This is a genomic window from Phytobacter ursingii (assembly GCF_001022135.1).
In the GTDB taxonomy this organism is placed as follows: Bacteria; Pseudomonadota; Gammaproteobacteria; order Enterobacterales; family Enterobacteriaceae; genus Phytobacter; species Phytobacter ursingii.
The window spans coordinates 1,078,923-1,093,160 of sequence record NZ_CP011602.1; the positions used below are offsets into that span (position 1 = coordinate 1,078,923).

The window sequence follows — 14,238 nt, forward strand, 5'->3', positions numbered from 1 at the left end:
GCGCGACGGCGCGCGCCGGGGGACAGCGTTAGCCGTTGATTTTCACCAGCGTACGGCCCTGAATCTTATTACTCAGTAAATCGGCGGCAAACGCCGGCGCGTGTTCCAGAGCGATTTCGGTGGATGCCTGCTGGTAGTAGCTTTCCGGCAACAGGCTGGCCAGACGCGTCCAGACCGCAGCGCGCTCAGCGGTTGGCACCATCACCGAATCTACCCCCTGCAGGCGAACGTTACGCAGGATAAACGGCATTACGGTCGTTGGCAGATCGAAGCCGCCCGCCAGGCCGCAGGCGGCAACACAGCCACGGTAGTGGGTTTGTGCCAGTACTTTTGCCAGCACTTTGCCGCCGACGGTATCAACGGCACCAGCCCAAAGTTGTTTTTCCAGCGGACGGGTCTCTTCGAAATCACTGCGCGGTAAAATTTCATCTGCACCCAACTGGCGCAGGTAAGCGTGGGTTGATTCACGGCCAGAAACCGCCACAACGGTGTAACCCAGCGCTTTCAACAGCACAACGGCGGTGCTGCCCACGCCGCCGCTGGCCCCGGTGACCAGCACTTTGCCGCTTTCCGGTTTCACGCCTGCGTCAACCAGCGCATCCACGCACAGCATGGCGGTAAAGCCTGCGGTACCAATAATCATAGCGTTGCGCGCGCTTAACGCTTCTGGCAGGGAAACCAGCCAGTCGCCTTTAACACACGCTTGTGCGGCCAGGCCGCCCCAGTGATTTTCACCCACGCCCCAACCGGTGAGGATCACTGACTGGCCCGGGGTAAAGTGCGGATCTCGGCTTTCGCTGACGCGGCCAGAGAAATCAATACCCGGCACCATCGGGAACTGACGAATAATTTTCCCTTTGCCGGTGATAGCCAGCGCGTCTTTGTAATTCAGGCTTGACCAGTCGATGTCGACCAGTACATCGCCGTCGGCGAGGGCGGGCAGAGTGATATCTTTCACGGCTGCCAGGGTTTTGTTTTCAATCTGTTCCAGAACTAAAGCTTTCATGACTGAGTATTCCTCGTCTGACTGTGTTTTTCGGCGCCAGGGCCGTCCTGTGCAGGTGTTATTTTTGAGTAATGCTGTGCAAAAAGAATTCCCAGTACTGATTGAGCGGCTCGGCGGACTGGAACAATTTGGCGCGCATCACCGCGCCTTCCCAGCCGGACCAGAACACCCGCGCCAGTTTTTCCGGTGAGGCATCCTGCGGAATAACGCCCTGCGTCTGCGCCTCGGTAAAGCAACGAGCGACGCGCGTTTCCCACTCATCGAGGATCGCGATTAATCGTTGGGGGAATGCTTCGGGTAAGAGGGGGGCTTCCTGTAAAAGATTGCCAACAAGACAACCCCGGCGGAACTGGTATTTCGCCATGCCCTGACCCGCATGAAGAACAAAAGCCGCCATCCGTTCAAGTGGCGGCACGGTGGAATCAAGCAGAAATTTGTCCAGTTTATGGGCAAAAAATGAACCGTAGGCCGCGAGCACCGCCAGGCCAAATTCCTGTTTGCTCTGAAAGCAGTGGTAAAACGATCCCTTCGGCACGGCGATATTTTTAATGACCGCATCGATACCTGCAGACAAATACCCTGTCTCCGTCAACACCGCCAGACCTGAGCGAATCAACGCCTGGCGGGTATCGGTAAATGCGCGTTCGACCTTCGGAGGCCTGCCACGACGGGGTTTTTGCGCAACGATCGTTTCGCTACTCATAATTTAGACCGATTGGTTTTAATTGGCCGAAAGCCTACGCGCAATTGAAGTGTGAAGCAAGCGAAGAAAGGGGAACTACGTTCAGAGCCTGCCCGTTGCGGTATAACCCTTGCGCATTAGCGAGACAAGGACAAAAAAGGCTATGATTAGGCTATGCCTGTCGCATCTGAGGAAAGGAAATCATGCGTCGTATGAAATTGTTTTATGGCCTGTTTATTTTGCTCGTCAGTCAGAGTGTGCTGGCGGTGAGCTATCCATTGCCACCTGAAGGGAGTCGCCTGGTTGGCAGCGTGCAGGTTGTCACGGTGCCGCAGGGCAATACATTGCCGCTGGAGGCCTTTGCCGCGCAGTACGGCCAGGGGCTGAGCAACATGTTGGAGGCCAACCCCGGCGTTGATCCCTTCCTGCCAAAAGCAGGTTCTGAACTGGTGATACCACAGCAGGTCATTTTGCCTGACACCGTACGCCAGGGCATCGTGGTGAACGTCGCTGAAATGCGCCTTTACTACTATCCCAAAGACAGCAATACGGTAGAGATCCTGCCGATCGGCATTGGCCAGGCCGGGCGCGAAACACCGCGTAACTGGGTGACCGCAGTAGAACGTAAGCAGGAGGGACCCACCTGGTCTCCTACGCCGAATACTCGCCGCGAATATGCCAAAGAGGGAAAAACGCTGCCCGCGATGGTGCCTGCCGGGCCGGATAACCCGATGGGACTCTATGCCATCTACATCGGTAAGCTGTATGCCATTCACGGGACCAACGCCAATTTTGGTATCGGGCTGCGCGTAAGTCAGGGCTGCATTCGTCTGCGTAACGACGACATCAAATATCTCTTCGACAATGTGCCGGTAGGTACCCGAGTGCAGTTGATTGACCAGCCGGTGAAAGCCACCGTGGAGCCGGATGGCAGCCGCTGGATTGAAGTTCATGAACCGTTATCGCGCAATCGCGCTGAGTTTGAATCCACCCATAAAGTTCCGTTGCCGCTGACGCCGGCGCTGCATGCTGTCATTAAAGGCGAGGGCGTGGATGCGCTGAAAGCGGCGGAGGTGCTTGAGCGCCGTTCCGGGATGCCGGTGAACATCAGCGAGCCCGAGCACAGCTTTGGTGTGAGTAAAGAACGGTTGTAAACCCACATAAAAAAAGCCCGCATTTGGGCGGGCCCTGGCAGCATAGGTACTCAGGTATGCCCAATAAACGCAAGCGTATTTGGGCAAACTTGCTTATGCGGTGGTATTCACGTGACGACCAATTGATGGATTTGCCGGCACCTGAGGTATCTGATTAATGATACCGGTTGCCGTCGCCTCCTGGTTATCCAGTGCTTTTCTCAGGACAATGGTGCTGACCTGGTTCTGGAGATTATAAGCACTGAGACTCGTCGATAATGATGCGATTTGTAATGTATCCATTTCGATCATCCTATTGTTAACAAACAAAAAATCTAACAGTGCGAGGACAAAGCCTCACAGTATTATCGGCATGTTCCGGTAAAACATTAAGTAAGAATAAGTACCCGCCGCGGATTTGTCGAATTAACAGGACGTGCTGTGCTGAAAAACAAAAACCCGCTTAAGTTGCCTTAAGCGGGTTTTCAAATTTGGCTCCTCTGACTGGACTCGAACTTCATCTACATCTCCTGTTATTACTGCCTTTGTTAAATATAGCCATATTTTTACCAACATATTTACCATCATTATTGTTTTCTTGTGGTAAAAATGTCAATTAAAAACAATTGGTTGTTGTCATAACCATCTGACTATACGTATCTAAATTTGCTTTCATTATCAATATGATGTTGTCGTTATTTTTGTTAAAATAAATGATGAAAAACAATTAGTTATTTTTTATTAAATAAATCATTTTTAGTCAAGGTGAAAGCACTGACCTCCAAGGTCACTTACTGTGCTCACACCATTTTGAAAACCCACTCCTCTTTTCCACTTTCTCTCTCATGTTGAATGGGCTAACGTTTAGGAAACACAAAAGCAATCGGTAGAACAATGACTACACAAAAGGAAATGGAAGAAATCAGGGCAGCGTTATCTTGGTTTGATGTACGCCGATATGATGGCCTTAAAGACCTCACCTTAGAACAAATCTATGCAGAGCTTGAAAGACGGATGTTGGCTTACAAAACAAGACAACAATGGGAAACAGCAGGCAAAGATAATCAAATACAAGCGATATACCATGATGCCACAATCCGATGTGGTGATGTGATACTTAAATCAGACTGGATTTCAGACAATCACAGACTGTCGCATAGCTATGCTGTAAGACCAATGACCAGAGTTCAATTGTTCAACTATGGGCGGGCTATGTATCGGCTGGAGACTTCAGAGCAAACAGACCCTGTTGCAGTGAGTTCCGACTACATCTCTGAGTATCTGACACAAGGAGGCATGAACCCTGCTAACAAGATGCTGATTGAAATTGACTTGGAAGAAGCCAGCAGTGACGATCTCGCAGAACATCTGAAAGTACTGATTGCTCTATGGCAAAAGCACCTGAAAACGCCTAAACCCCCGAAACGAAAATTTAGGTTTGGTCATAAGACCTTTGAAAGAATACTTGATTACAAAGTCATCCCTTTGATGGATTTGATCTCATGGGAACAGCTCTACAACGAAGGTAAGAACATACCTTTCACCATTTTAGCTGACATCCTGCATGGTAATAATGGGGTCAGAAGTAGTGAGAACATCAAAGATACTGATTATGATTACGCGAAAAATTATCTTGATAACGATGAGTACTTCAAGGTTTTAAATGATTTTTACATTAAAAATAATATGTTGAAGGATTGGGGTATCGTTGATGTGATAACACTTAACGATAAATCCTCGGATAAAAACAAAAAGTAAACACAAGGGATGTTCACAATCTGCGAACGTCCCTATAAAGAGTATCCCTCAAAAATTTCCGCGAAACTCACGGTTGGTGAACATCCCTAGTTTAGAACCAGCCAAAATCCTAGAATTATCTCCATCGAACAACATACTAAAAAACGAAATATCCAAGATATTACGTAAAAAAACAGGAGATAAACATGGTTCAAAACAAAACAGATAAAACTTTAAAACTTATTCGCTTATCAGAAGTAATAAGGAAAACCGGGTTCGGCAAGACGTGGATTTATAAACTTATCAGCGCGGGGAAATTCCCCAAACAAATAAAAATCGGTGAAAGAGCTGTTGCTTTCATTGAAAGCGAAGTTGATGAGTGGATTTATAAAGCTATAACCGCTTCTCGTAATACATCTAACTAATAAAAGGAAAATAACATGAAAAATATAAATGTGCCTGAAATATCATTTATCTTTGATAATGATAAAACTGAAGTTTTCTCAAGAATGGCAATGGATAACTTAGCTCTTTATGTGGAAAACATGTTTAAGATAATGGGTGATCAATTTGAACGTCACCTTTATGATAAAAAATATATGAATATGGTTATGGATCATATTATTTATATCACAAAACCAGACTTCCTCAAGTGGGTGAGAGACAATAATGTTGGGGAATGTATTTTTTTGATTGATGAAGTTATGGAAGATTTAAAATACTCTTATAGAGAGTTCAAAAAAATCTATCCTAAACTTGGCATTAAATAAAGAGGAAGAAATCATGAATAAAGATCTGAAAAAAGAAGCAAACAAGATATTACTGCATTTATCTAAACAATGCTTTGAATTGCGTGTGAGTTCTATTATTCAGAACCATCCTGAACAAGTAGAACAACTCAAGCATGAAGAAACTTTCATGATGAATACTTATAAGGACAGTATTAAAGTAGCAAAACAGATGTTCCCTAAAGTCGTAAGGAATACATTCTTTGATATAAAGTTATCACCAAGACTCATTGATAACGATTTTATATTGAAAGCATTAAAGGCATTTCATAAAGAAATGGATTTTATGAAAGATTCTCAAAAGTAGTTTTTTGTTTTAGCCCCGTATTGAGGGGCTGAAAATAAGAGTAAGTTAAAATATATCATGTAAAAATGAGGAGTAATCATGACTAAAAATATTGAAAGTAAAAATACATCTACTGAGTTGTTCTATGATCTTGCAAAGCGTTCTTTTGAAGCGAGCTGGAAAACAATGCAGGATATGTGTAGTGACGGCATTTCGCATCTTGTCGATGATGCTGATTTTATGAGTGCATTTATAAGGATAACGATTAATCATGTTTGTCATAACTTTGACAAGTTAACCGCGCAGGAAGGCCATCATGGGAATATTGAAGAGGTTAACTACGAAGAAGTAGCAGAACGGCTTGTGCGTAATGCTTGGGTGTTTTGTTAATACTAACTGTTTTTTTATTAAATACTAAAAATCAAAAAAGAGGATATAGATGAAGAAAGATAATCTGAGTAAAAAAGATGAAACGATGATATTCGCCATTTCAGCAACGCTAATGTTGTATGTGGACAGGATATACAGCATGGCAAGTGTAAACAAAGATGATGCAATGATTTATGTAAATGATGAAGATGTTGTTGAGTTTGCACTACGAATCCACATGAAGGAAGTATTAACTGAGTTTGAGTATTACAAGGCTGCTTATGGTACAGGAAAGGAAAAGTATGAATATATAAATATAACAGAGCTATTAAAAAGGGTGATGTTTTTTCATGATTTATATGTCAAGGATATGTTGATAAGAAATATAGAGTCGGGACGATCTTTTGATGATTATAGTGTTTTGGACTGGGATATGGACATAAATAGATTATATCAGTAATGTTATTCAGAGGGATACATGAGTATATCTAAAATGTGTTACCGGAATGGATTCCGGTAATACGTACTCTGACTATATGAGGTGAAACTAGTTTCTGATGAAGTGACCTATTAGCGAATAAGCAAGTGAATTTTTGGAACACACTTAAAAGTTAATAGCCAGTTGATAAGATATTTTTTAGTATTAAAAACCACTTGCATCGAAATTTATGAAACCTATTTTTGATTTTTAACTTAATTGACATATTAATGAACAATGTTATATGTAAATAATAAAGTCTGATAAAAAAATAAATAAGGTTCATATAAAAAGACTTACTCTTTTTAGTAGAAGACTGAAGGGCGCTTGTGAGAGGTTTCAATTAGTAACTATATAAGAAAGGAGGTTTCAATGAAAAAAAGAACAGTAAGATTCTTGTCATCACTCAAAGATAATAAATTATATCGATACTTTGATGAACACTTTAACGTTATTACATGCATTAGTGTCATATTTGTCATTGTATGGAACATCTACTTTTATGCTTAAAACCTCCCTTGAGGGAGGTAGACTATTATTTAATAGTGTTATACTGAACATCACTGACTGGGTTTTTACTCTTGGAATAATCTACTACAGAAATACCAACCAGAATAAAGTAAATGACTCCAGCAACAATAAGAAAGAAAAGTAGTGGTTTTTTGAGAGCATCATTTTCACCTTTTCTGTTCGGGTGCTTTTTGTTCCAACCCCATAGGATTAAATTTACTACTACGAAAAACAGAAAAAAATTGCAGATTTTGGGTGATCTGAATAGATTATATCGAATAGGTCAGTCATATCTTTCTCATATTCGTATCGTAAGAATTAAAGTGAAGAGCATAGCCGACAATATTACATTGGCGGCTTTTAATAAAAAATGTAATGAGATTAAATCTGGAAATCTTCCAGTGTTTTACCTGCTTCAATAGCAACAGCGATCACTTTAGGAGTACGGCCCTGACCCGTCCAAGTCTGTTCATTACCGTTTTCATCTGTATATTTGTATTTAGCAGGGCGTGGAGTGCGTGTCGATTTGGTTTTAGGCTTAGTGGAACCTACCGCTGAAAGTAGCTCCGCAGGATCGATACCATCTTCTAACAGTTTCTGGCGGAAGGCTTCAAGCTTAGCCTGACGTTGTTCTTGTTCTTTACGGATGGCACTTTCTTCCTCACGACGATCTTCAACGATTGCTGTTAACTTTTCCAGCATCTCTTCCAGCGTTTCCAGATCAGTTTCACGAGCCTGTGCGCGAAGTGTACGAATATTGTTCAGTACCTTTAATGCTTCACTCATACTATGCCATCCTGTGTTTGAAATGGGGGATCGAAGGGTGTGCAGTATTGTCTGATGATCGATTTAAAACACACCAACATATTAATAATATAGTAAATATTAGCATTAGAGCAATCTATTAGAACCATTTCAAACGAAAAGCGGAGGATCGATTTATAGGGCCATTTTTCGTTGTAGTTGACTTGATGGTTCGAACTCTGACGAAATGTTAGAAAGTTGCTCAAGACTTTGCTCAACAGAACGCTGGAACTCAAGAGCCGCTTCTGTGCGCTGTTTTATGACCAGAGCGACGAGTTCATCAGGGCTTTTCTCAAGTAATGACTTTCGGTAGATAATGGACTCTTGTACTTTTTCAAGCTTTCTTGATGCAAGGGCTGATGCGTGACTTACAGGGTTGAGTTCTTCAATAAATTTTTCGAGTAGTGACTTTTTCTTCCTGTCTAATCTCAGAAGTTCGGTATGTGCCGATTTAAATTTCTTGGCTTCACTCAACGGTGAACCATCGGTTCTTATCCTGCGATATTCATCTCTGTATTCAGTCATCGTTGGATATTTTTTTAATGCTTTAATGGTGTTCATGTACTGAATTAAATCATCATTGTCTAATTTTACTTTCCTCATATATACCTCGTAAATAAAATAGTGGATATATCTATATTACGAGATATAGTGTAAGTGTCAAATATAACCGGTAAATAAGAATGATAATATTCAGATGAAAACTATATTATTTCTTCTTGATCAACATCTTCAGGATAATCAACAAAAATGCCATCTTCTGAAACAGAGATGAGATTTATCTCATCGGAGAAAGTGTTTTTCATGGCTGGATATTTAAAAAATTATTTTATTTTGTTTTTCATTATTTTTTCGACTTCTTTTTTTTGTGATGTAGATAAATTCCTTTTAATCTCTTTCATTTTGTTTTTAAAATTAATATTATCTCTTTCATCATGCAAGGACTTCATTTTAATATATGCTTCGTCACTGAAAGGATTAAAATCATCATCTGTTTTTTCATCTGAGCAAGGAAAAAGGAAACTTCTGTTAAGATAATCGCGCCTAAGCTCATCGTAAACTTTACCACCATCAATAATTGTTTCATTTTCCTGTGCTTTTTTTATATAGTCTTTCATGTTATATTCTCTAATTTTAGTTAATCGGGTATATATTATATATTAATATATAAGGGATAAGTGTCAAATTTAATGGAGAGGCATGGATTTAATTATCTATTTTTCTTGTCATGTCTCTATAATTTAGCCTTGCTGAATAACCTCGTTCAATAAACTGTGTTTTATCGTAGCTATAAAGATAATCTGCATCGATTCTTCCACAAGACTTACAAAAAGAGTATTCCCATCTCAAGTTGCATTTCTTAGAAACAGAAAACCTCTCTGTCATTTCTCTACCACATGAACATTGCATATCATACCTCTCTTATTTGTTTTTATAGCTTTCAAAAATTAGTGTTCCAGAAAGATCATAAAGTTCAACCTTGCCGACTTTACCTTCATCATTTTTGATGGACATTCTTATTAATCGGGAATCATGATATTTTTCTAATAAATCAGGTTTATTGGCTAGGTATTTTGCTATTACAGCGCCGCTTTTTATATAGTCGAAGCTGGAACATATTGTTCTTTTGAACTCTACATCAGTTAGACCGCTTTCCATGATCTTTCTTGCGATGAGTGATTTTAATGGACGCTCAAATTCCTCACGCTCTTTACGCCTTTGTTCCTCTTCTTGTTTACGTCTCAGTTGGTTGAGGAAGTAAAGTTTATCTCTTTCTAATTGTAGTTGGCTTTCTTTATCTTGAATGATGTTGCTGACTACTGATGATGGAATGACTTGAATATTGTTAGACCAATATCGATACGGATTATGTTTCTGAATACTTCCAACTGTTAAACGTATTCTATCTACATCGATATTTTTATCAAAAGAGACGATTCTTTTATTACCATCTTTTGAAATTATTTTTGCTGTGTTCTCAAGTTTCTCATTACCTTGTAAGTCAAATGAATTTACAACAGTATTATGTTCTTCATGATAAAAGGACTGTTTTTTACTATCAATATAACATTCAAGAAAAGAATAGAGTTTGAACTCTTCAATGCCAAATGTTTCCTCAAGCATAGTCATTTGTTCCGCTAAGATATCAAGAATATCGGTTTTTGATAATCTATCATGCAGTTTTATTTCGAGTGAGCCGGGTAAGTATTTCATTTCTTCACCTTATTATTACTGGGTTTATTAGAGTTACTGCTGGAAAGATAATATGTTTTCATAAATGTTAAACGGTCGCCATTAAACATATAGTCTGGATTAATGAAGTAATAGTTCTGTATCATGGTCTCTGCAATAAACTTCTTGTCAGCAAGTTCTTTCATGCCTTTGAAATATGTTGTTCTGGATATTTTAACGACATCTTGATCAACAATATCGTATGACATCAAAATAGTATCAGTATCCTTATTATCTCTGATAGCAAGATAAAGGATCTTGAAAACTTTTTTACCCGATGAAGACAGTCCTTCAATAGCAGATACTCCGTCAACATAAAGTTTCACGAACTGTGTCTTATCAACCTCCATAGCCTGATAGAAACCGCCATTACCAACTTGCTCTCCAGTATTTTCATTAATTAATGCTAATCGATCTTTTCCTGTAGTAATACGTCTGACTCCAGTTTTTGTATGTAGACTTGTATCATTAAGAAATGGGTTTTTAGTATGACGTGGGAGACCTCTTCTTGATTTCTTTACTTCAGTTTGTATCTTATTTTCTATCATGGTATTTACTCCTTTATTTTTTTAGTTATACATTTAAGTAAATACTATATTTTGCGTGCAAGTCAATACTTAAAGTTTATATTTTTTAAAATAACTAACACTTGATGTTTTTACTTATGAAACTTGTAGTGCTACATAATATATATAAATAACACTTTATCATTTTTATTTGAGAATACTTATCAACTTAAGTACCGGGATTCGGGACTTTAACTCCCGGATGTCGGTACTTGGTTTTGAGCTATAGCTGCCCTGAGAGCATTTTCCTTCTTCATTATTCAATTAGTGAAGTTGAGAACAACTATGCAGAGGTATTTCAAGGGTATAGTTTAACTATTTATTGCATTGGTTTCCTCTCTTCAATTTATATCTCAGCGAAGTGATTGTTTCAAACAATCACTAAGCGCTGCTGATATCTTATTAAAGTTGAAATTGTTTCCCATTTACCTCATAGCGACTATCGCCGCAATTATTCATGGATAAATCCATCATCAACAGGGATGAACCCTGTTCCAGCAATGTGATTGTTTTGAACAATCACGAAGTGCTGCTATGGAGATATAGTTTTACTATGCGTTTAAGAGCAAATGCTATAACCTTGATTGATTCCTCGTTAATATATAGATAAGGGGCGGAGCCATGAGCGAAAGATCATAAGAAAAGATCTGTTTTCAATATGAGGTTTTAATTAATTTCAAGGTAAAGCTAGCGTATATAAAATCTTAAGAACTAAATCGAATATGAATTGATAAGATTAATTATACTATTATTAGGTCAGCGGCTACTGCCGCAGTTCTTTATGGATAAATCCATCATTAACAGGGGCCAGCCCTGTTCCAGCAATGTGATTGTTTTGGACAATCACTCAGTGCTGCTATTGAGGATATAGTTTTCCTATGCGTTTAAGAGCAAATACTATATTTTTTAGTGCTAATACTGTTATGAAATATAGGATCTAAAATATTTAATCATGAATAAAAGAATAGATGTTGATCCTTTTGGCTTTACCCTAAAACATAGCAAGGACTATTGTTAAATCGTTAAATATATTTTACAGAGTTAGGGCGTAGCCGTGCGTCAGCACATGAGCGTTAGCTCATAAGAGAAATATCTTTTCAAAAGAATAAGAAAAAACAGGTAAAACGTTTATTATATGAGTTAAATTTGATTTTTACCGATTCGATATGGTATTAAATAATAAAAAAGAAGGAAAATAATGAATGAACAACATTAAGATTATTACGCTCTTTCATACAAATAAAAAAATACCATTTATGACTTGTATTGTTAAAGAAGTTGAAGAAAATGAACAAGGAATAAAACTCACTTTGGAAAGTGGTGATAATATCCATGTCAAAGATTATGGCTATTTCTTCTTATCAGAATCAGCAAATCAGTTTGATCAGGAACGAATGATTAATACATACAGAAGATTGATTTCTGAACTCAGCCAAGTTAGCGAAGAAACAATAGAGTCCTTAGTTCCGAAGATATCGAATAATATGAAAACCAATTTCCCGGCAAGTGGTGTGAGTGCTTTGGAAGATGATTGAAAAGTCTGAATGGTAGCTACCATTCCATATGAAACAGTATATTAAAACATGCGTTGCATACAGGTTTTTACAACACCATATCTGAAGATAGCTACATTACCTGAGATCTAACAATACCTGTCTGCGTAATGGTCGACAGGGTATTATCTGTTCCGACCTATACCTTTCTATCTCCATCCATGTGCAAACAGCTACTGACATGGCTCTTCGTGTACATTACACCTCTTATTGATCGATATAAAAGATCAATAAACTGCATTTGATAGATATTAACTATCAAATTAGCGTCAATTGATCGGTGTTTTAATTGTTTATATCGATCGATTATAGATATATGATAGTTTTGATCTATCAAATGATTTGAATTCGATCGATACAAACGATATGACGAACAGAAAAATAAATTGAATCCTATCAATTGATTAATGCTTTTTTACAGCCCAGAGAGACCAACCTATGGGTAGGGCTGTCTTTGACATAAAGTTTCCACACATTGGGGATAGATATGAAATTACGGATAGTGATGCCTCTACTGCTGTCTGCTGCCGCACTGACAGGATGCCAGCAGCTCAACGATGGTGTGAATACAGTTAATGGAGCAATCAGTTCTTCGTTGTCTTCAGTAGGTAAAGCGCTGGGGGGCACCGCCACCACTCAAAGCCTTGGCCCGGTATCGTCTGTATCTGGCCTTGGTGCTGTCTGCAAAGACTATGAAGAAAACGCAATGGCAGCAGAGAAACAGTGGACTGGCAAAAGGATCTCTATCACCAATGCCACTGTTCTGGAAGTTACGAAGGGCAGAAGTGCCAGCGATATGATGACGGGAATGCCCAAAACAGCCCCTAACTATTACCTGCTCTTTAAAACAGCCGATACAAGCTACTGCGGTGGCATGGTATGGCTGGATTACTACTCTGGTATTGATGATGCAGTTCTTACCTATAAGAAAGGCCAGAAAATCAGCGTCACCGGAACGGTAAACAATTTCGAAGTCCGTGGATTCGCTACCGTCAACAATGCCGATATGCCAGTTCGTCTCGTTGTTCTGAGAAACGGCACAATCAACCATTAACTCTGGGATAACACTATGCGTAAATTTTTACTCGTGGCGGGTCTTGCTGCTCTTGTATCGGGATGCGGTGAAAAAGGCGACTTTGAGAAAGCGATCAACGCAAAAATATCACAATCAAAGCTGTGCTACTCCCTGCAGGACAACGATATTGTATTCAACAAAGGTTTTCCGATTAAGGTTAACCGTGGCTACCGTTCTGCCGGATACAGTGCCAGTGATGAAATATTGAAAGGTCTGGCTAATCAGGGACTGCTTGATGTTTCTCAACAAGCTAATGGTTTTAGTAGTGTCGATGTTCTGGAAGTAACAGACAAAGGCCAAGCGGTTGAGTTTTGGGATCGTAAAAATGGTGCCTGTATTGGTCATCGTGCGGTTGCTGAGATAAAGGAATGGACTGAACCGGGAAACGGTAATCAGAAAATTGTTCGCGTGTCTTATACATGGAAGTTGGCGGATGTTCCTGCATGGGTGGACAAAAAAGCGTTCTCCAGCGTCAAGGGTATGAATGAACCTGAAGACGGCATGATTAATCTTGTTAAAACCAGCAATGGCTGGAAAGCGATCTAAGGGGCTATCATGGAAAACAATACCATCAAGTGTCCATTTTGCCTGAAAGAAAGCCAAAGGGGTGTCCATGTCTGCACCGGCTGCATGGCGACGGTTCTGTATGGAACCTACCCCGGCTGGTATGCTTTCGTGGTTATATTATTGACCTTCGGCCTGTCTATACTGATCGGAATGTCTACAGGTATGGCGGGAGCTACTATCAGCCTACCAATAATTGCGGCTGTTGGGTTTGTCGCAGGTAAGGCAATTTTCTCTGATAATGTTGTGTTTAGGCGAAAGATGTAAAACCCTTACCGTAAATGCAAAGAAACCATATCTGTTGAACTAAGTGTGGTTTTTTTGCATAACAAAGTATTTTATATTCCAAAAAAACATATAAAACATGTTGCCTGTCAGGCAACAACTATCTATTATCAAATCATGGACGAACGAACTCGTTTGTCTTTGCTCTTTAAAAACCTCTAGGATCGGTA

General features: G+C 39.9%; 18 protein-coding genes and 1 pseudogene. 11 read left to right on the top strand and 8 right to left on the bottom strand.

The window, feature by feature from the left end; all coding sequences use genetic code 11:
• Positions 1-28: 28 nt before the first annotated feature.
• A complete protein-coding gene (locus tag AB182_RS08405; protein ID WP_261802795.1) occupies positions 29-958 on the bottom strand; it encodes an MDR family oxidoreductase in 930 nt (309 codons plus the stop codon).
• Positions 885-1,709: pseudogene (gene acuR, locus AB182_RS08410) on the bottom strand (acrylate utilization transcriptional regulator AcuR); the annotation flags it as partial. The gene AB182_RS08405 and the pseudogene acuR, both read right to left, overlap by 74 nt.
• 182 nt (positions 1,710-1,891) lie before the next feature.
• On the opposite strand from acuR, the gene ldtA reads away from it, so the two are divergent.
• Positions 1,892-2,842, top strand: coding sequence for a L,D-transpeptidase (ldtA, locus tag AB182_RS08415; protein WP_047369706.1), 951 nt, complete (start codon positions 1,892-1,894; stop codon positions 2,840-2,842).
• Between the two features lie 93 nt (positions 2,843-2,935).
• Here the strand turns inward: ldtA and AB182_RS08420 are convergent, their stop codons facing one another.
• Positions 2,936-3,124: a YjfB family protein gene (locus AB182_RS08420; RefSeq protein ID WP_041851854.1), complete on the bottom strand. Its 189-nt coding sequence runs from the start codon at positions 3,122-3,124 to the stop codon at positions 2,936-2,938.
• A gap of 591 nt (positions 3,125-3,715) precedes the next feature.
• On the opposite strand from AB182_RS08420, the gene AB182_RS08425 reads away from it, so the two are divergent.
• The 6 genes from AB182_RS08425 to AB182_RS08450 all read left to right on the top strand — a co-directional run bounded on the left by AB182_RS08425 (position 3,716) and on the right by AB182_RS08450 (position 6,461).
• On the top strand, positions 3,716-4,579 hold the full coding sequence (locus AB182_RS08425; RefSeq protein ID WP_047369707.1) for a DUF6387 family protein: 864 nt from the start codon (positions 3,716-3,718) through the stop codon (positions 4,577-4,579).
• Between the two features lie 185 nt (positions 4,580-4,764).
• Positions 4,765-4,983 (top strand): helix-turn-helix transcriptional regulator, encoded by a 219-nt coding sequence (locus AB182_RS08430; RefSeq protein WP_002911792.1) that lies wholly within the window; start codon positions 4,765-4,767, stop codon positions 4,981-4,983.
• Positions 4,984-4,998: 15 nt separating this feature from the next.
• Positions 4,999-5,328, top strand: coding sequence for a hypothetical protein (locus AB182_RS08435; RefSeq protein WP_032260079.1), 330 nt, complete (start codon positions 4,999-5,001; stop codon positions 5,326-5,328).
• A 13-nt stretch (positions 5,329-5,341) separates the two neighbouring features.
• On the top strand, positions 5,342-5,653 hold the full coding sequence (locus tag AB182_RS08440) for a hypothetical protein (RefSeq protein WP_032260077.1): 312 nt from the start codon (positions 5,342-5,344) through the stop codon (positions 5,651-5,653).
• A 78-nt stretch (positions 5,654-5,731) separates the two neighbouring features.
• On the top strand, positions 5,732-6,022 hold the full coding sequence (locus tag AB182_RS08445; protein WP_042203313.1) for a hypothetical protein: 291 nt from the start codon (positions 5,732-5,734) through the stop codon (positions 6,020-6,022).
• A 49-nt stretch (positions 6,023-6,071) separates the two neighbouring features.
• Positions 6,072-6,461: a hypothetical protein gene (locus AB182_RS08450; protein WP_047369708.1), complete on the top strand. Its 390-nt coding sequence runs from the start codon at positions 6,072-6,074 to the stop codon at positions 6,459-6,461.
• 909 nt (positions 6,462-7,370) lie between these two features.
• On the opposite strand, the gene AB182_RS08455 is transcribed toward AB182_RS08450, so the two are convergent.
• The 5 genes from AB182_RS08455 to AB182_RS08475 form a co-directional block, all read right to left on the bottom strand.
• Complete coding sequence (locus tag AB182_RS08455; protein ID WP_032260072.1) at positions 7,371-7,775, bottom strand: H-NS family histone-like protein; 405 nt, start codon at positions 7,773-7,775, stop codon at positions 7,371-7,373.
• A gap of 153 nt (positions 7,776-7,928) precedes the next feature.
• Positions 7,929-8,396: a DUF4756 family protein gene (locus tag AB182_RS08460; RefSeq protein ID WP_045354301.1), complete on the bottom strand. Its 468-nt coding sequence runs from the start codon at positions 8,394-8,396 to the stop codon at positions 7,929-7,931.
• 221 nt (positions 8,397-8,617) lie between these two features.
• Positions 8,618-8,911, bottom strand: a complete 294-nt coding sequence (locus AB182_RS08465) for a hypothetical protein (protein ID WP_032278474.1) — start codon at positions 8,909-8,911, stop codon at positions 8,618-8,620.
• 304 nt (positions 8,912-9,215) lie between these two features.
• The gene (locus AB182_RS08470; protein ID WP_047369709.1) at positions 9,216-10,007 is read right to left on the bottom strand and encodes a hypothetical protein; all 792 of its coding nucleotides are present in this window, start codon (positions 10,005-10,007) and stop codon (positions 9,216-9,218) included.
• Complete coding sequence (locus AB182_RS08475; RefSeq protein ID WP_001548721.1) at positions 10,004-10,573, bottom strand: replication/maintenance protein RepL; 570 nt, start codon at positions 10,571-10,573, stop codon at positions 10,004-10,006. Before AB182_RS08475 ends, AB182_RS08470 begins: the two co-directional genes overlap by 4 nt.
• A gap of 1,220 nt (positions 10,574-11,793) precedes the next feature.
• On the opposite strand from AB182_RS08475, the gene AB182_RS08480 reads away from it, so the two are divergent.
• The 4 genes from AB182_RS08480 to AB182_RS08495 all read left to right on the top strand — a co-directional run bounded on the left by AB182_RS08480 (position 11,794) and on the right by AB182_RS08495 (position 14,050).
• Complete coding sequence (locus AB182_RS08480) at positions 11,794-12,126, top strand: hypothetical protein (RefSeq protein ID WP_032278472.1); 333 nt, start codon at positions 11,794-11,796, stop codon at positions 12,124-12,126.
• A gap of 505 nt (positions 12,127-12,631) precedes the next feature.
• A complete protein-coding gene (locus tag AB182_RS08485) occupies positions 12,632-13,198 on the top strand; it encodes a hypothetical protein (protein ID WP_047369710.1) in 567 nt (188 codons plus the stop codon).
• Between the two features lie 15 nt (positions 13,199-13,213).
• Positions 13,214-13,765 carry a lipoprotein gene (locus AB182_RS08490; RefSeq protein ID WP_047369711.1) on the top strand — a complete coding sequence of 184 codons (552 nt, stop codon included), beginning with the start codon at positions 13,214-13,216 and terminating at the stop codon, positions 13,763-13,765.
• A gap of 9 nt (positions 13,766-13,774) precedes the next feature.
• Complete coding sequence (locus AB182_RS08495) at positions 13,775-14,050, top strand: hypothetical protein (protein ID WP_001515492.1); 276 nt, start codon at positions 13,775-13,777, stop codon at positions 14,048-14,050.
• Positions 14,051-14,238: the final 188 nt, after the last annotated feature.